We start from the raw sequence: 16796 nt of genomic DNA, 5'->3' as shown, positions 1-16796 counted from the left end.
GAAAGGCCCTGACATGTCCGACCTGTTGCGTGCCCCCGCCGAGATCAAGTACGCCGAGGAGCTGGCCTGGCTCGAGTCCGTCGACGACGGCCCGAAGCCCTTCTCCTGGCGCCTCTCCCCGAAGATGGTCCGCCTGTTCATCCTGGGATCCGAGCGTTCCGACGGCCTCGACCGGGAGATCTCCCAGAAGTGGTACGGCGACCGCAGCTTCGTCGAGCGTTCCATCGTCACCCTGGCCTCAGACCGCGGTCTGCTGCTGATCGGCGACCCCGGCACGGGCAAGAGCTGGCTGGCCGAGCTGCTGTCCGCCGCGATCTGCCGCAACTCCACGCTGGTGGTGCAGGGTACGGCCGGCACCACCGAGGACCACATCAAGTACTCCTGGAACGTGTCCATGGTGATCGCCAAGGGCCAGTCGCGGGAGTCGATGATCCCTTCGCCGATCATGACGGCCATGGAGTCCGGCGCGATCGGACGCTTCGAGGAGCTCACCCGCTCCACCAGCGACGTCCAGGACGCGCTGATCTCGATCCTGTCGGAGAAGTACATCTCGGTCCCCGAACTGGACAGTGAGAACATCGTCTTCGCCAAGCCCGGCTTCTCCGTCATCGCCACGGCCAACAGCCGTGACCGCGGCGTCAACGACCTCTCCTCCGCGCTGAAGCGCCGCTTCAACTTCGTCCGCATCCCCGTGGTGACGAACAAGAAGAGCGAGGAGGAGATCGTCCGCTTCCGCACCGAGGAACTGTTGCGCCGCCACCGGATCGAGCTGGACGTACCCCCGACCCTGCTCGACGTGCTGCTGCAGAGCTTCACCGATCTGCGTGCCTCGGCGGCCGCGGCAGGCAGCGACGACGAGAAGCTGGAGTCGGCCCTGTCCACCGCCGAGCAGATCGGCGTGCTCGAGGACGCGATCCTGCACAGCAACTTCTTCGGCGAGCGCACCCTGACCGCCCAGACGCTGGCCTCCTCGCTCGTCGGATCGCTGGCGCGGCGCGAGCCGGAGGACCTGGCCATCCTCAACAAGTACCTGCACGGCGTCGTCGAGCCGCGCAGCAAGGAAGAGGGCGGCTCCTGGCCGGAGTTCCTGGAGGGCGGCCGCAACGCGATCGCCACCCTGTCATGAGTCCCGTACAGGAGGGGACGACGTTCGACGCGCTGCGCACCCAGCTGCAGGAGGCCGCCACGGCCTTCGCCGACGGCCCCGGCGTGCTGGAGGGCATCCTCCTCGGCATCGTCGACGACGTCGACCGCGCGGTGCGCGAACCGCTGGAGGTCTTCCCCGTCTGCCACCACTCGCCGGCCTCGGCCGTCGCGATGGCGCGGCGGCTGCGGGAGAAACAGCCGAAGGTCGTCTACCTGGAGCTGTGCGAGGACATGGCGCCGCTCCTGACCGAGCTGCGCAACTGCCGGCTCCCGGTGGCGGTGCAGGCGTTCGCGAGCGAGGTCGACGGCTTCCCCGCCGAATGGGCACCGCTGTCGGTCGTCGCACCGATCACCGAGGCGTCGGCCGAGTACCAGGCGATCGCCTACGCGCTGGACACGCCGGGCGTCGAGCTGGTCCTCGTCGACCGCTCCTCGGACCACGTGTTCCAGTGGCAGGCGGCCGGGGCGCAGTCCGCGGCCGGACCGGCCGATCCGGACGCCCCGCCGGCCGACGAGGAGGCCGCGCTACACGGCGATGCCGTCGGCGTGGAGATCGGCGACCTGCGACCGCGCTTCGCCGAACTGGAGGAGCACCTGCTGCACCACGGCCGCGTGCGGCACTGGTCGGAGTGGTGGCACCAGTACGTCGAACTGCCCCTCGGCGACAGCGACCACGACACGTACCGGCAGGTCATGCTGCTGATCGGCAGCCTGTTCCGGCGGCTCGCGCCCGGGGACCCGGGGCGGGTCCGCGTCGATGAGGACCGCGAGCGCCACATGTGGACCAGGATGCGTGCACACCTCGCCGCGACGGGCACCGATCCCGCGGACTGCCTCTACGTCTGCGGCGCGTTCCACGCGGCCAGCCGCGTCGCCGAGTTCGGCGTCGAAGGCACCGACACCTTCGAGATCAGCCCGCCCAGTGCGAGCACGTGGCAGTACGGACTCATCCCGTCCAGCCATGCCGCGATCGAGGCGCAGTTCGGCCTCGCCGCCGGCTCCGTGTCGATAGCGGCCACCCAGTGGGCGAAGAACCTCAAGCGGACGCGGGTGCAGCCGTTCCGGCTCGCGGGGCAGGCAGGTGCGAAGAAGACGGCGAAGCCGCGGAAGACGGCCCCCGCCCCGGCGGCGCAGGATGCGGCTTCCCACACGGCCGCCGACATGCTCTCCGGATTCCTGCAGCGGCCGCCCGTCCTCGACCGGCTGGACGAGGCCGAACTGCTCGGCTGGTCGGTGGAGATCGTGCGCGCCGCACGGCGGGGCGGCTACCTGGCCTCGACGGCCGACGCCATCGCCGTGTTCGAGACGTCGATCCTGCTGGCCGGGATGCGCGACCGGGCCAAGCCCACCCCGTACGACTTCCAGGACGCGGCGATCACCTGCATCGAGAAGGACCGGGTGCCGGGCCGGCGCGACGTACGCCGCCTCGTCGAGATCATGATGGGCGGCGACCGGATCGGCCAGGTCGGCTACGAGGCGCTGCCGCCGCTCGCGCGCGACGTGCACGACCGGCTCGCACCGCTGGGCCTGGCGCTCCAGCAGCGCGGTGTGCGGCGGGCCCTGCTGGACATGGCCTCCCGTCCCGAGCTGGAGAAGTGCTCCGACGTCCTGTGGATGCTGCGCCGGCTGATGCCGCAGGGCTCCGCACGGCCGATCATGGGCGAGCGGCGGCTCGGCGAACGGCCGATCCAGGAGTCGTGGGACCTCGCCCTGGGCACCCACCAGCGGGCCCTCATCGAGCTCGGCTACGAGGGCGTCAGCATCGAGCAGGTCCTGGAGCAGCGCCTGCGGCGCACCGCGTACGGGCCGCAGGCCACCACGGCGACGGTCCTCCAGGCCGTCGAGGACGCGACGCTGTACCTGCGCAGCCGTCGTCTCGCCGACGAACTGGGCACCCGGGCCCTGGAGGTCCTGGCGACCGAGCGCAGCGTCGACGGTGCACCGGAGGTGCTGCGGCGGGTGCGCCGGCTGCTGGGGTACTACCGGACCAGTGAACCGGTGCTGCCGGCGTGGATCGAGTCGTTCGTCAAGACCGGCTATGCGCACTACTGCACCCTGCTGCCGACGGCGTTCACCGACGAGGACGCGACGGTCCGGCAGGTCGCGGCGATGCTGGGCTTCCTGTTCGGCATGGAGAGCCTGGCGCTGTCGCTGGGCTGCGACCGGACCCAGCTGGAACTGGCCTTCGCGCAGTCGCATCCGCAGGAGCCTTCGAAGGTGGCGCTGCTGTGGGCGGCGCAGGTGCACCTCGGGCAGCTCTCGCGTACGCAGCTGCGGGCGCGGTGCGACGGCCTGCTGGGCAACCCCCTGGTGGTTCCCGCCTATCCGCGCTACCTGAGCGGATTCCTGCAGGCGCTGGAGCCGGTTCCACAGCTGGCCGACTTCGTGGTGGAGGCGGTGTCGAACGCGTTCGCGCGGCTGCCGGATCCGGTGCTGCTGCCGTGGCTGCCGACCCTGATCACCACCCTGCGCTCCGGTGGCGCGGAGCTGGCCCCGCTGCTGATCCGCGAGGCCGGGCGGATCTTCCCCGGCCGGCTCGCGGCACTGGACACCTGGGTCCCGCCGTGGCAGGACCCCCCGCAGGCGCCCCCGGCGCCGGCCGGCGCCAGGGCTGCCGCCCTGCTCACCACCCACCCCGAGCCGTGCGACGCCCTGGCGGCCCTGCTGGGCTGCGACGCCCCCTGGACCCCGCCGACCCGCACCCCCTCGGGCGCGACCCTGACCACCGACCACCCGACAACGGCCCTGGCCCTGGAGGCACTCCTGACCGCATCCTGACCCCCGGCAGGCGCGCGGCGCACGTGCGGGTGACGGTTCGGGCTGGTGGAATGGCTTCTTCGGCTGCCGGGCCGGGGAGGTGTCTTGTCGGAGCATGACGGGAGGTCCGCCGGGCCCCCGGGGGAGTACGAGGCGCTGCTCGCGCGCCTGCGGACGACGGAAGCCGCGGCCGAGCAGATCGGGACGCGTCTCGACGTGACCGCCACGTGCGAGCAACTGGCCGGCTTCCTGTTCCGAAACCTGTGCGACGCGGTCGCGGTGGAGCTGCGGGCCGAGGACGGCGGGCTGAACCGGACGGCCGTGGCCGGGGACGCCGGACTGCTGACGGCCCCGCCCGGCGGATCGCCCTCCGTACGCGCCATGGACGGCGGACATCCGCTCTCCGAGTGGGTGGTGCTCTCCGGCGGCACCCCCGCGCACCTCGTCTCGGTTCCGCTGCTGGCCCGCGACCGGGTCTACGGCGCGGTGCTCGCCGTACGCACCCGGGGCGGCTTCAGCGACCACGAGGCGGCGACGATCCACTTCGCGGCCCGCTTGGCGGCGGTGCACCTCGGCCATGCCCGGGAGCTGGCCGCCACCGAGGACACCGCGATGAACCTGCAGCGCGCGCTCGTGTCGGAGCCGGGCCGGCCGCACCCCAACCTGGAGATGGCCAGCCGCTATCTGCCGGTGGGCTCCAGGGCCCTGGTGGGCGGCGACTGGTTCGAGACGGTCCGGCTCCACTTCGGCCGCACCCTGCTGGTGGTCGGGGACGTGATGGGCCACGGGCTCGACGCCGCCGTGGACATGAACGCCTACCGCTCCACGCTGCGCGACGTGGCCTCCACGGACCTCGCCCCGCACCGGGTGCTGCGCCAACTGGACGCCCTGGTCGCCGAGGACCCCGCCCGCCGGCCGGCCACCTGCCTGCTCGTCCGGATGGACCCCACGCGCGGTGTCGCGGACTTCGCCAGCGCCGGCCACCTGCCGCCCGCGGTCTTCGGAGCGGACAGCTCGGCCGCCCTGGTCGACGTGCCGGTGGGTCCGCCGCTGGGCACCGGGGTGGGCGGCTACGAAGGCGTCACCCGGGCGATCACCACCGAGGAGACCCTGCTGATGTTCACCGACGGGCTGGTGGAACGGCGCGGCGAGGACATCGACGTGTCGCTGGCCCGGCTGGCCGGACTGCGGCTGCCGGTGGGCGCGGCGGTCGAGGACCTGGTGGACGCCGTGGTGGCCGGCCTGGACGCCCGCCACGCCGAGGACGACGTAGCGGTGCTCGCGGCCCGCATCCGCCGCCGCAAGTCGTGAGCAGGGCGTCGAGGACGGGGGGTTGGGCGGAAGGGGGGCGTCAGGACTTGCGGCCTGCCTGGCCTGCCTGGCCTGCCTGGCCTGCCGGGCCTGTCAGGTCCGTCGGGCCAGTCGGGCTTCGAGGCCGTCCAGGATGGCCTCGATGCCGAACTCGAACTTCCGGTGCGTCATCTCGGCCGGGTCGGCCACCGCGTGTTCCTCCAGACGGGCCCGCAGCCGGGGGTAGCGGGAGGCGATCCCGGTCGCCCACGTCACCACGTCCTGCACCGGACCCTCGTCCTCGGCGCCCCACCGACCGGATCTGCGCCTTCGCCATCGCCGCCGTCATCGCCCCGTCGATGGCCGAGCCCGCCACGAACGTGTAGGCGGTGTTCACGGCCCGGTCGAGGTCCCACCCCGTGAACCCGGCCGCCTTGCACACCGCGTAGCTGTGGTCCTGGAACCGGGCCGTCCCGTCCCCGTACACGAAGTGCGTGCTGATGGCGTTGATGAGCCAGGGGTGTCGCGCGGCCAGCGCGTGCGCGTCGTGGGCCAGGGCCCGCGCCGCGGCGCGCCAGCCGGACGCGCCGGGGTCCAGCGGCTCGATCTCGCCCCACACCCGGTCGGCCGCGTGGACGCACCGTACAAGTCGATGCGCCGGAGGAACCGAACCGTGAACGTGAACGCGAACGTGAACCACGAGCCGCTGACCTCGCTGCCCACCGCGCGCCCTGCCGGCTGCCCCTTCGCCCCGCCCGGCGAACTGGCCGAGGTGCGCGAGCGGCAGCCCGTCCGCCGCATGGTCTATCCCGACGGCCACCACGGCTGGCTGGTCACCGGCTACGCCCCCGTACGAGCCGTACTGGCGGACCCCCGCTTCAGCTCGCGCTACGAGCTGATGCACTTCCCGTTCCCCGGCGGCCCCGAAGGCGCGCTGCCCCCGGCCCCCGTCGGCGACATGACCGGGATGGACGCCCCGGACCACACCCGCTACCGCCGGCTGCTCGCGGGCAGGTTCACGGCCCGCCGCATGCGCCTGCCGACCCGGCGGATCGAGCAGATCACCACCGAGCACCTGGACGCCATGGGGCAGCAGGGCGCCGGAGCCGACCTGGTCCAGGCGTTCGCGCAGCCCATCCCCACCCTGGTCATCTGCGAACTGCTCGGTGTGCCCTACGGGGACCGCAAGACCTTCCACGACCGCCTCGCCGACAGCGCCGTCGAAGAGCTGATGCGCTATCTCAGCGTCGCCCACACCATGGTCCGGGTGGCCCTCGAGGACGTCGAACTGGACGGTCGGACCGTCAGGGCCGGCGAGAGCGTCACGCTCTCCGTCGAAGCCGCCAACCGCGACCCGCTCCGCTTCGCGGACCCCGACACCCTCGACATCCGCCGCAAGGCCACCGGACAGCTCGGCTTCGGACACGGCGTCCACCAGTGCCTGGGCGCCCAACTCGCCCGCGTCGAAATGCGCGTCGCCCTCCCCGCGCTCCTCGACCGCTTCCCGGGACTGCGCCTCGCCGTCCCCGCCGCAGACGTACCGCTGCGTACCGGCATGAACATCCATGGCGTGCACCGGCTGCCGGTCACCCTCACGTGACCACCGACGCCGGCAGCTCCGGCGCGGCCGGCGGGGTGTCCCCGGCCGTGGGCAGGGTGAGCACCATGGTGAGCCCGCCGCCCGGGGTGTCCTCCGCGGCCAGCGTGCCGCCGAGGGCCTCCGTGAAACCGCGGGCGACCGCGAGCCCGAGGCCGACCCCGGCTCCGCGCGGAGCGTCCCCGTGCCGCTGGAACGGCTCGAAGATCCGGTCCTTGGCCTCGTCGGGAACACCCGGGCCGCGGTCCACGACCCGCAGCTCGACCCGGTCGAGCAGGGAACTGGCGGCGACCAGGACGGGCTGGCCGTGCGGGCTGTACTTGACGGCGTTCTCGACCACGTTGGCCACCACCCGTTCGAGCAGCCCGCGGTCGACGGCGACCATGGGCAGGGTTTCGGGAATGTCCAGCTCGACGCTGTCGTCGGGTACGCCGCCCAGCGCCATCGGGACGACCTCGTCGAGGTCGGTCTCCCGGATCAGCGGAACCACCGAACCCGTGTTCAGGCGGGACATGTCCAGGAGATTGCCGATCAGCGCGGCGAGCCGGTCGGCGCCTTCCTCGATGCCTTCCAGGAGCTCGGCCCTGTCCTCCTCGGACCATTCGACGTCGTCGGAGCGCAGCGAGGTGACCGACGCCTTGATCCCGGCGAGCGGTGTGCGCAGATCGTGGCTGACGGCGGCCAGCAGAGCCGTACGGATCCGGTTGCCCTCGGCGAGTTCACGCGCCTTGCCCGCTTCGTCGACCAGCCGCTGGCGGTCGAGGACGACGGCCGCCTGCGCGGCGAACGCCCCGAGCACGCGCCGGTCCTCGGCCGGCAGGACCCGCCCGGACAGCGCCAGGGCCATGTTCTCCCCGATCGGCATGTCCACATCGGCGTCCTCGGGACGGCCGACCGGATCGGATCCGACGGAGGCGGCGGTGGTCCACGGCTCGAACTCCCCGGCGCGCTCCAGCAGCGTCACGGACCGCATCGAGAACGTCTCGCGCAGCCGCTCCAGCAGGGCCTCGAGCGAATCGTCGCCGCGCAGGATGCTGCCGGCGAGGAAGGAGAGGATCTCGGACTCGGCGCGCAGCCGGGCGGCCTGGTGGGTGCGGCGGGCGGCCAGGTCGACGACGGAGGCCACGGACACGGCCACGCCGACGAAGATGGAGATGGCGACGATGTTGCGGGGGTCGGAGATCGTGAGCTGGTAGAGCGGCGGAGTGAAGAAGTAGTTCAGCAGCAGGGAGCCGAACGCGGCCGAGGCCAGGGCCGGGAGCAGACCGCCGAGCAGCGCGGCGGCCACGGTGAAGGTGAGGAAGAGCAGCATGTCGTTCGCGAGCCCGAGCTCCGGCACGACCTGGTGCAGCAGCAGGGCCAGCAGTGCGGGCCCGACGACGCCGGTCAGCCAGCCCCAGACGAGGCGCGAGCGGCCCAGCCGGGCGCTGCGCACGACCGGCAGGCTGCGCCCCCGGGCCGCGGCGTCGTGCGTGACCATGTGGACGTCGAGGTCGGGGCCGGATTCGACGGCCACCGTGGCGCTGACCCCGGGACCGAAAACGTACTGCCAGGGCCGGCGGCGGCTGACGCCCAGGACGATCTGCGTGGCGTTGACGCCCCGCGCGAACTCCAGCAGGGCGTGCGCGACGTCGTCGCCAATGACGTGGTGGAAGGTGCCCCCGAGGTCCTCGACCAGGGTGCGCTGGGCGGCGAGTTCCTTGGGCGAGGCCGAGGAGAGACCGTCGCTGGCCGCGATGTAGACGGCGAGGACCTCGCCGCCCGCGCCCTTCTCCGCGAGCCGGGCGGCCCGCCGGATGAGCGTGCGCCCCTCCGGCCCGCCGGTGAGGCCCACGACGATGCGCTCACGCGCCTGCCAGGTGGAGCGGATGTTGTGCTCGCCCCGGTACTCCTGGAGGTACTCGTCCACCCGGTCGGCGACCCACAGCAGCGCGAGCTCGCGCAGCGCCGTGAGGTTTCCCGGGCGGAAGTAGTTGGACAGGGCCGCGTCGACGCGGTCGGGCTTGTAGATGTTCCCGTGCGCCATCCGCCGGCGCAGCGCCTGCGGGGACATGTCGACGAGCTCGATCTGGTCCGCGCGCCGGACGACCTCGTCGGGAACGGTCTCCCGCTGCCGGACACCGGTGATCGACTCCACCACGTCGCCCAGCGACTCGAGGTGCTGGATGTTGACCGTGGTGACGACGTCGATGCCCGCCTGGAGCAGCTCCTCGACGTCCTGCCAGCGCTTCGCGTTGCGCGAGCCGGGCACGTTGGTGTGCGCGAGCTCGTCCACGAGCGCGACCGCGGGCCTGCGCGTCAGCAGGGCGTCCACGTCCATCTCCGTGAAGGTGCTGTCGCGGTAGGCGATCTCCCGCCGCGCAGTCGTCTCCAGGCCGTGCAGCATCACCTCCGTACGCGGCCTGTGGTGGTGCTCGACGAAGCCGACGACGCAGTCGGTGCCGCGCTCGATCCTGCGGTGCGCCTCGGACAGCATGGCGTACGTCTTGCCGACGCCCGGTGCCGAGCCGAGGTAGATCCGGAGCTTTCCGCGTCTCATCTGGTGCCGACTTCTCGTTCCACTCGATGTGCCGTGTCCGTCAGGGTTCGAAGCGGTATCCCATGCCCGGCTCCGTGATCAGGTACCGGGGGTGGGAGGGGTCCGCTTCCAGCTTGCGCCGCAGCTGGGCCATGTACACGCGAAGGTAGTTGGTGTGCTCGGCGTACGTCGGCCCCCACACCTCCAGCAGCAGCTTGCGCTGGGAGACGAGATGGCCGGGATGGGCGATCAGCAACTCCAGCAGATGCCATTCGGTCGGGGTCAGCCGGACCGTGCGCTCGCCGCGCACCACCTTCCGGGCCGCGAGGTCGACGGTGAACTCGTCGGTCGTGATCCCGGAGGGGCCGGCTGGGGCGGCGGGGTCCTCCTGGCGCCGGGTGGCGGCCCGGAGACGCGCCAGCAGCTCGTCCATGCTGAACGGTTTCGTCACGTAGTCGTCCGCACCGGCGTCCAGGGCGCGGATCTTCTCCTCCGACGTGTGGCGCGCGGACAGCACGAGGATCGGCACCCGGCTCCAGCCGCGGACGCCCTTGATCACGTCGACGCCGTCCATGTCCGGCAGGCCGAGGTCCAGGAGGATGACGTCCGGTGTGCGGTCGGCGGCGAGCCGGATGGCCGAGCGGCCGTCGCCGGCCTCCACCACGTCGAACTTGCGCGCCTGAAGGTTGATCTTCAGCGCACGCACGAGCTGGGGGTCGTCCTCCACCACGAGCACCCGGGTCATGGGCTGTACGGCCTTTCTTCGTTGCGGGCGGATGAGGAACCGGTGGGGCGCCGAGCTGCGCGCCCCACCGGATTCCCGTCCGAAAGGGCAGGACGGCGATCAGCTCTTGGTCAGGGCCTTGAGGGCGGTGTTCAGCTCCAGGACGTTGACGCGGGGCTCGCCCATGAAGCCGAGGGTGCGGCCCGTGGTGTTCTCCTTGACGAGCTTCTCGACCCGCCCGACGTCGAGGCCGTTCCGCTCCGCGACCCGGTGGACCTGGATCTTCGCGTACTGCGGGGAGATGTTCGGGTCGAGGCCGGAGCCGGAGGAGGTGACGGCGTCGGCCGGCACGTCCGAGGGCTCGACCTTGTACGTCGCCGTGCTGTTGTCCGCGATCACGGCCTCCTTGGCGTCGGTGACCAGCTTGACCAGATCCGGGTTGTCGCCGGCCTTGTTGGTGGCGCCGGAGAGGATCAGGGAGTACTGGGTGTTGACGCTGTTGGAGCCCAGGCCGTTGGAGGGGCGCGGCTGGAACCACTTCAGGTCCGGTGTGGCGGCTTCCTCGGGGTCATCAGGGTTCTGCTTCGGCAGGTCGTAGGTCTGGCCGATGAGGGACGATCCGACGACCTTGCCGCCCTTGTCCCTGATCTCGGAGCCGTTGGCCTTGTCGTTGAACAAGGCCTGGGCGATCCCGGTGACGGCGAGCGGGTAGAGCACGCCGCAGATGACCGTGAGGACCAGCAGGGCCCGCAGGCCCGCCCCCATCAACCGTGCCGTGTTGCTTACGGAGTTGTTCATGACGGTCAGCCGATTCCCGGGATGAGGGTGATGAGCATGTCGATGATCTTGATACCGATGAACGGGGCGACGAGGCCGCCGAGTCCGTAGATGCCCAGGTTGCGGCGGAGCATCTTGTCGGCGCTGGTCGGCTTGTACCGGACGCCCTTCAGGGCGAGCGGCACGAGCGCGATGATGATCAGCGCGTTGAAGATGACCGCGGAGAGGATCGCCGAGTTCGGCGAGTGCAGGCCCATGATGTTGAGCTTGTCGAGGCCCGGGTAGACCACGGCGAACATGGCCGGGATGATCGCGAAGTACTTCGCGACGTCGTTGGCGATGGAGAACGTGGTCAGCGCGCCCCGGGTGATCAGGAGCTGCTTGCCGATCTCGACGATCTCGATGAGCTTGGTGGGGTTGGAGTCCAGGTCCACCATGTTTCCGGCCTCCTTGGCGGCCGAGGTACCGGTGTTCATCGCCACGCCGACGTCCGCCTGCGCGAGGGCCGGCGCGTCGTTGGTGCCGTCGCCGGTCATCGCGACCAGCTTGCCGCCGGCCTGCTCGCGCTTGATGAGGGCCATCTTGTCCTCGGGGGTGGCCTCGGCGAGGAAGTCGTCGACGCCGGCCTCCTGTGCGATGGCCTTCGCCGTCAGCGGGTTGTCGCCCGTGATCATGATCGTCTTGATGCCCATGCGGCGCAGTTCGTCGAACCGCTCGCGCATGCCCTCCTTGACGACGTCCTTGAGGTGGACGACGCCCAGGATCCGGGCGCCCTTCTCGTCCTCGACGGCCACGAGGAGCGGCGTGCCGCCGGCCTCGGAGATCCGGTCCGCGAGGAGGTCCGCGTCGGCAGCGACCTGGCCGCCCCGCTCCCTGACCCAGGTGATGACCGAACCGGCAGCGCCCTTGCGGGTCTTCCTGCCGTCGACGTCCACGCCCGACATGCGGGTCTGGGCGGTGAACGCGATCCACTCGGCCTGGGCGAGCTCGCCCTGGTGGCGCTCGCGCAGACCGTACTTCTCCTTCGCGAGGACCACGATGGAACGGCCCTCGGGAGTCTCGTCGGCCAGCGACGACAGCTGTGCGGCGTCGGCCAGTTCGGCCTCCGTCGTGCCCTTGACCGGGACGAACTCGGCTGCCTGGCGGTTGCCGAGGGTGATCGTGCCCGTCTTGTCGAGCAGCAGGGTCGACACGTCACCGGCGGCCTCGACGGCACGCCCCGACATCGCGAGGACGTTGCGCTGGACGAGCCGGTCCATGCCGGCGATGCCGATGGCCGAGAGCAGCGCACCGATCGTCGTCGGGATCAGGCACACGAGCAGAGCAGTGAGCACGATCATCGACTGCTTGGCGTCCGCGTAGATCGCGAACGGCTGCAGGGTGACGACGGCGAGCAGGAAGACGATGGTGAGCGACGCCAGCAGGATGTTGAGGGCGATCTCGTTGGGCGTCTTCTGCCGGGCCGCGCCCTCGACGAGGGCGATCATCCGGTCGATGAAGGTCTCGCCGGGCTTCGTCGTGATCTTGACGACGATCCGGTCCGAGAGGACCTTCGTCCCGCCGGTCACGGCGCTGCGGTCACCGCCCGACTCGCGGATGACGGGGGCCGATTCACCGGTGATGGCCGATTCGTCGACCGAGGCGACGCCCTCTACGACGTCACCGTCGCCGGGGATGATGTCGCCGGCCTCGCAGACCACGAGGTCGCCGATGCGGAGCTCCGTGCCCGGGACCTGCTCCTCGCCGGAATCGGTCAGACGGCGGGCGACGGTGTCCGTCTTCGCCTTGCGCAGGGTGTCGGCCTGGGCCTTGCCGCGGCCCTCGGCCACGGCCTCCGCGAGGTTGGCGAAGACCGTGGTCAGCCACAGCCAGGCCGTGATCGCCCAGCCGAACCAGTCCGTCGGGTCCTTGACCGCGAGAACGGTGGTGACCACCGACCCCACGAGGACCACGAACATGACCGGCGACTTGACCATGACGCGCGGGTCGAGCTTCTTCACCGCGTCGGGGAAGGACTTGAGCAGCGCCTTGGGGTCGAACAGACCGCCGCCGACGCGCTCCGCCGGGGCCTTGTGTCCGGTGGGCAGGTCTTCGTGCGGAGCACGGATGGGGGTGATGGTGCTCATGAGGCGAGCCCTTCAGCGAGCGGACCCAGCGCGAGGGCGGGGAAGTAGGTCAGACCGGTGATGATGACGATCGTGCCGACGAGCAGGCCCGCGTAGAGGGGCTTGTCGGTACGCAGCGTGCCCGCGGTCTCCGGCACGGGCTGCTGCTCGGCGAGCGAGCCGGCCAGCGCGAGGACGAAGACGATCGGCAGGAAGCGGCCCAGCAGCATGGCGATGCCGATGGTGCTGTTGAACCACTGCGTGTCGGCGTTGAGGCCGGCGAACGCGGAGCCGTTGTTGTTTGCGCCGGAGGTGTAGGCGTAGAGGATCTCGGAGAAGCCGTGCGCACCCGGGTTGGCCATCGAGTTGTCGGGCGTCGGGAGCGCCATCGCGGCGGCGGTGAAGCAGAGCACCAGCGCCGGGGTGATGAGGATGTAGCAGGCGGCCAGCTTGATCTGGCGGGTGCCGATCTTCTTGCCCAGGTACTCCGGGGTGCGGCCGACCATCAGACCGGCGATGAACACCGCGATGATCGCCATGATCAGCATGCCGTACAGGCCGGAACCGACACCACCGGGCGCGATCTCGCCGAGCTGCATGCCCAACAGCTGGATACCGCCGCCCAGGCCCGTGAACGAGGAGTGGAATGAGTTGACCGCACCCGTCGAGGTCAGGGTCGTGGCGACGGAGAAGATCGCGGAGCCGCCGATGCCGAAGCGGGTCTCCTTGCCCTCCATCGCCCCGCCGGCGATGTCGAACGCCGGACCGTGGTGGGCGAACTCGGTCCACATCATCAGCGCGGTGAAGGCGAGCCAGATGGTCGCCATCGTGGCGAGGATCGCGTAGCCCTGGCGCAGACTGCCGACCATGCGGCCGAAGGTGCGGGTCAGCGCGAACGGGATGACCAGGATCAGGAAGATCTCGAAGAGGTTCGAGAACGGGGTCGGGTTCTCGAAGGGGTGGGCGGAGTTGGCGTTGAAGTAGCCGCCGCCGTTGGTGCCGAGTTCCTTGATGACTTCCTGGGAGGCGACCGCGCCGCCGTTCCATTGCCGGGTGCCGCCGAGGAACTGGCCGACCTCGTGGATCCCGGCGAAGTTCTGGAGGACACCGCAGGCGACCAGGACCAGCGCGCCGATCACCGAGATCGGCAGCAGGATGCGGACGGTGCCGCGTACCAGGTCGGCCCAGAAGTTGCCGAGTTCGCCGGTGCGCGAGCGGGCGAAGCCCCGTACGAGGGCCACGGCGACGGCCATGCCGACCGCGGCCGAGACGAAGTTCTGCACCGCGAGGCCGCCGGTCTGCACGACGTGGCCCATGGCCTGCTCGCCGGCGTACGACTGCCAGTTGGTGTTCGCCACGAAGGACGCGGCGGTGTTGAACGCCTGGTCGGGGTCGATCGACACGAAGCCGAGCGAGCCGGGCAGGCTGCCCTGCAGGCGCTGCAGGGCGTAGAGGAAGAGGACGCTCACGGCGGAGAAGGCCAGGACGCTGCGCAGGTACGCGGGCCAGCGCATCTCGGCCGAGGGGTTGGCGCCGATGGCCTTGTAGATCCACTTCTCCGGGCGGTAGTGCTTCTCGGAGGAGTAGACGCGGGCCATGTGATCGCCGAGCGGACGGTATGCCAGGGCAAGCGCAGCGACGAGCGCGAGCAGCTGCAGCACACCAGCGGTGACGGGGCTCATATCAGTGCTCAGAACCTCTCCGGGTACACAAGGGCGAGGACGAGGTAACCCAGCAGGGAGACGGCCACGAGCAGGCCGACGATGTTCTCGGCGGTCACAGCTTGGCCACCCCTCGGGCGATGAGAGCCACCAGCGCGAAGACCGCGACCGTGGTGACGACGAAGGCCAGATCGGCCATCGCAAGCTCCTGGATGAAGTGATGAAATGGATTTCGGCCAGACGGCCGAGTAAGAGCAAACCGCGAGCTCAAGCGGGCGTTAAGACCTCTTGACGGGCTCCATACGGGCGGCCCGGAACTCTTGACGCCGCCCTGACGCAGAAACGGCTCGGCGCCCCGGCGGCGCGGAGGCTCAGCCGGGGCGGGGGCTCAGCCGCGGTGGGCCAGACCGGCGGAGTCGAGGGCTGCGCCGGCCTGTGCGGCGAGGGCGACGGCGACGGTGCGGGCCTGCTCCGAGGGCAGCGGGCCGGGGGCAGGGTCGAGCAGGAAGCGGCCGTAGTAGTGCCCGCCGCCGACGGCGCGCAGTTCGGTCTCGCCGTCCGGCCACCGGTCGGGCCAGTACGTCGCCTCGGTCTCCCCGGTGCCGTGGCCGAGCCACAGGCTGCCGTCGTGCTCCAGGCGCGGCAGGCGGCCGATGAGCGACCCGTACTCGAAGCGGCAGCCGCGCAGCTGCAGCAGGCCGACGAGCTCGCGGCGCACGTGCTCGACGACGGCTTCGGGGGAGTCTCCGGCTTCGGCGAGCCGGGCCGTGCCCTGCAGCCGGGACAGGTGGGAGGCGTCGGTGATCACGGCGCCCTGGAGGCGGCGTGCGCGGACCGCGAGCTGGGAGACGATCAGGCCGACGACCAGCAGGAGGGCGGCCGTCTGGACGTCGTCACTGCCGGTGATGGTGAAGCGCCCGTACGGCCGGGTCAGGAAGAAGTCGAACCAGGCAGCGGCCGACAGCGCGGCGAGCGCACCGGCCGCCCTGGTGCCGAGAGCGGCGACGGCGACGACCGCGACGACCAGGACCAGGGCGGCGTTCGTCGCCGTCAGACCCGTACGGAAGGGCACGAGCGCGAGCGCCACCAGGAAGGGGGCCACAAGGGCCGCGATCAGGGCGATGCCGTCGTGGAGTCGGTACCCGGACATGTGGAGCCTCCCGTCCGGACACGCCGGTCCCTCGGGTCAGAACCTCTCGGGCTTGATCAGGGCGGCGATCAGATAGCCGAGCAGAGCGAGTGCGATGATCAGCCCGACCACGTTCTCGGCGTCCATGGACCATGTCTCCCGGTTCTCCTGGCGGGGGCGGTGTCCCGCTGGCAGGGGCGGTGTTCCGCCCACCACCACAGTGCCCGCACCGCGCGTCGGCGTATCGGGCAATCGCCGCCTTTTGATGTGTTCCATACGCTCTCCCGGCAGCGCGGCCCTTGCCGGCGCAGGTCAGCCGGTGCTCGCCCGGATCCGGCACAGTTCGATGAGCCGCTCCCAGGCCGGTACCGGCTTGCCGGTCCGGGCCGCCATGAGAGTGACGGCGACGAGGGCGTCGAGCGCCAGGACCGGCTCGGCGCCGTCCGGGTCCGGCGTCCGGAGCCCGCCGAAGCCGTTCACCTCGTCCGCGAGGGCCTCCAGGCGCGGATCGTCCCGGTCCCAGCCGGCAGCCTGATCGGTGGTCAGGTACAGGCGCCGGAAAGCGGGATCCTCGAACAGGACCTGCTTCTGCCGGGCCCACTGCGGCACCTGGTCGGGGTACTGCGCCGCGAGCAGGATCCACGTGTCGCGCTCGGTGCGCACCGCTTCCGGGCTCAGACCGATCTCCCGCAGTCGTGCCAGCAGGACCACGACGTCCTGCGGCAGGAACAGGGCGTCACCCGCAGAGAGCTCGGCGATCCGGATCCGGCGCCGTTTCAGGTCCCTGATCCGGCCCTTCAGATCGTCGTCGATCGCCGAGACCGCGGCGGAGAACCGTTCCGGCGAGGCGCCCATCAGCTCCTCGATCCGGGCCAGTGGGACCCCGGCCTCCGACAGTGTCTTGATCCGTACCAGGGCAACGACCGCATCGGCTCCGTAGCGCCGGTACCCGGAGGCATCACGCTCCGGCTCCGGCAGCAGGCCCCGCTGGTGGTAGTGGCGGACGGCCCGCACCGTCACGCCGAGATGGGCCGCGACCTGGCCGATCGTCAGCATCCTTGGTCCCCCCGGGAAATCGCCGCACGAAGCCGC

At 71.1% G+C, this 16796-nt stretch carries 14 protein-coding genes and 1 pseudogene; 4 read left to right on the top strand and 11 right to left on the bottom strand.

Translation table 11 applies throughout. The features are described 5' to 3' along the window. Positions 1–13 precede the first annotated feature (13 nt). The 3 genes from ACFYXK_RS11045 to ACFYXK_RS11035 all read left to right on the top strand — a co-directional run bounded on the left by ACFYXK_RS11045 (position 14) and on the right by ACFYXK_RS11035 (position 5214). Positions 14–1126, top strand: coding sequence for an AAA family ATPase (locus tag ACFYXK_RS11045; RefSeq protein ID WP_389410852.1), 1113 nt, complete (start codon positions 14–16; stop codon positions 1124–1126). Continuing rightward, a complete protein-coding gene (locus ACFYXK_RS11040) occupies positions 1123–3924 on the top strand; it encodes a hypothetical protein (protein ID WP_389410851.1) in 2802 nt (933 codons plus the stop codon). Before ACFYXK_RS11045 ends, ACFYXK_RS11040 begins: the two co-directional genes overlap by 4 nt. A gap of 84 nt (positions 3925–4008) precedes the next feature. After that, positions 4009–5214: a PP2C family protein-serine/threonine phosphatase gene (locus ACFYXK_RS11035; protein WP_389410850.1), complete on the top strand. Its 1206-nt coding sequence runs from the start codon at positions 4009–4011 to the stop codon at positions 5212–5214. Positions 5215–5307: 93 nt separating this feature from the next. On the opposite strand, the gene ACFYXK_RS11030 is transcribed toward ACFYXK_RS11035, so the two are convergent. Both ACFYXK_RS11030 and ACFYXK_RS11025 read right to left on the bottom strand, forming a co-directional pair. After that, positions 5308–5481, bottom strand: a complete 174-nt coding sequence (locus ACFYXK_RS11030) for a hypothetical protein (RefSeq protein ID WP_389410849.1) — start codon at positions 5479–5481, stop codon at positions 5308–5310. A gap of 73 nt (positions 5482–5554) precedes the next feature. Next, positions 5555–5812 (bottom strand): annotated as a pseudogene (locus ACFYXK_RS11025) (TetR/AcrR family transcriptional regulator C-terminal domain-containing protein); the annotation flags it as partial. Between the two features lie 54 nt (positions 5813–5866). On the opposite strand from ACFYXK_RS11025, the gene ACFYXK_RS11020 reads away from it, so the two are divergent. Next, complete coding sequence (locus ACFYXK_RS11020) at positions 5867–6793, top strand: cytochrome P450 (RefSeq protein ID WP_389410848.1); 927 nt, start codon at positions 5867–5869, stop codon at positions 6791–6793. Here ACFYXK_RS11020 and ACFYXK_RS11015 read toward each other — a convergent pair. The 9 genes from ACFYXK_RS11015 to ACFYXK_RS10975 all read right to left on the bottom strand — a co-directional run bounded on the left by ACFYXK_RS11015 (position 6786) and on the right by ACFYXK_RS10975 (position 16760). Beyond that, the gene (locus ACFYXK_RS11015; RefSeq protein WP_389410847.1) at positions 6786–9329 is read right to left on the bottom strand and encodes an ATP-binding protein; all 2544 of its coding nucleotides are present in this window, start codon (positions 9327–9329) and stop codon (positions 6786–6788) included. The two genes, ACFYXK_RS11020 and ACFYXK_RS11015, sit on opposite strands and share 8 nt — an antisense overlap. Positions 9330–9369: 40 nt before the next feature. Beyond that, positions 9370–10053 carry a response regulator gene (locus ACFYXK_RS11010; RefSeq protein ID WP_389410846.1) on the bottom strand — a complete coding sequence of 228 codons (684 nt, stop codon included), beginning with the start codon at positions 10051–10053 and terminating at the stop codon, positions 9370–9372. Between the two features lie 99 nt (positions 10054–10152). Further along, positions 10153–10830 carry a potassium-transporting ATPase subunit C gene (locus ACFYXK_RS11005; protein WP_389410845.1) on the bottom strand — a complete coding sequence of 226 codons (678 nt, stop codon included), beginning with the start codon at positions 10828–10830 and terminating at the stop codon, positions 10153–10155. A 5-nt stretch (positions 10831–10835) separates the two neighbouring features. Continuing rightward, complete coding sequence (kdpB, locus tag ACFYXK_RS11000; RefSeq protein WP_389410844.1) at positions 10836–12935, bottom strand: potassium-transporting ATPase subunit KdpB; 2100 nt, start codon at positions 12933–12935, stop codon at positions 10836–10838. After that, the gene (kdpA, locus tag ACFYXK_RS10995; RefSeq protein WP_389410843.1) at positions 12932–14596 is read right to left on the bottom strand and encodes a potassium-transporting ATPase subunit KdpA; all 1665 of its coding nucleotides are present in this window, start codon (positions 14594–14596) and stop codon (positions 12932–12934) included. The genes kdpB and kdpA overlap by 4 nt, the downstream gene beginning before the upstream one ends. Before the next feature lie 8 nt (positions 14597–14604). Further along, complete coding sequence (kdpF, locus tag ACFYXK_RS10990; protein WP_037836701.1) at positions 14605–14694, bottom strand: K(+)-transporting ATPase subunit F; 90 nt, start codon at positions 14692–14694, stop codon at positions 14605–14607. A gap of 269 nt (positions 14695–14963) precedes the next feature. Then, a complete protein-coding gene (locus ACFYXK_RS10985) occupies positions 14964–15725 on the bottom strand; it encodes a DUF4118 domain-containing protein (RefSeq protein ID WP_389410842.1) in 762 nt (253 codons plus the stop codon). A 36-nt stretch (positions 15726–15761) separates the two neighbouring features. After that, positions 15762–15851 (bottom strand): K(+)-transporting ATPase subunit F, encoded by a 90-nt coding sequence (gene kdpF / locus ACFYXK_RS10980; RefSeq protein WP_037836698.1) that lies wholly within the window; start codon positions 15849–15851, stop codon positions 15762–15764. Between the two features lie 165 nt (positions 15852–16016). Continuing rightward, positions 16017–16760: a MerR family transcriptional regulator gene (locus ACFYXK_RS10975; protein ID WP_389410841.1), complete on the bottom strand. Its 744-nt coding sequence runs from the start codon at positions 16758–16760 to the stop codon at positions 16017–16019. Positions 16761–16796: the final 36 nt, after the last annotated feature.

Source organism: Streptomyces sp. NPDC002209, from assembly GCF_042890265.1.
Lineage (GTDB): Bacteria > Actinomycetota > Actinomycetes > Streptomycetales > Streptomycetaceae > Streptomyces.
The sequence above is the reverse complement of the archived record's forward strand: the minus strand, read 5'-3'. Positions and strand labels throughout refer to the sequence as shown.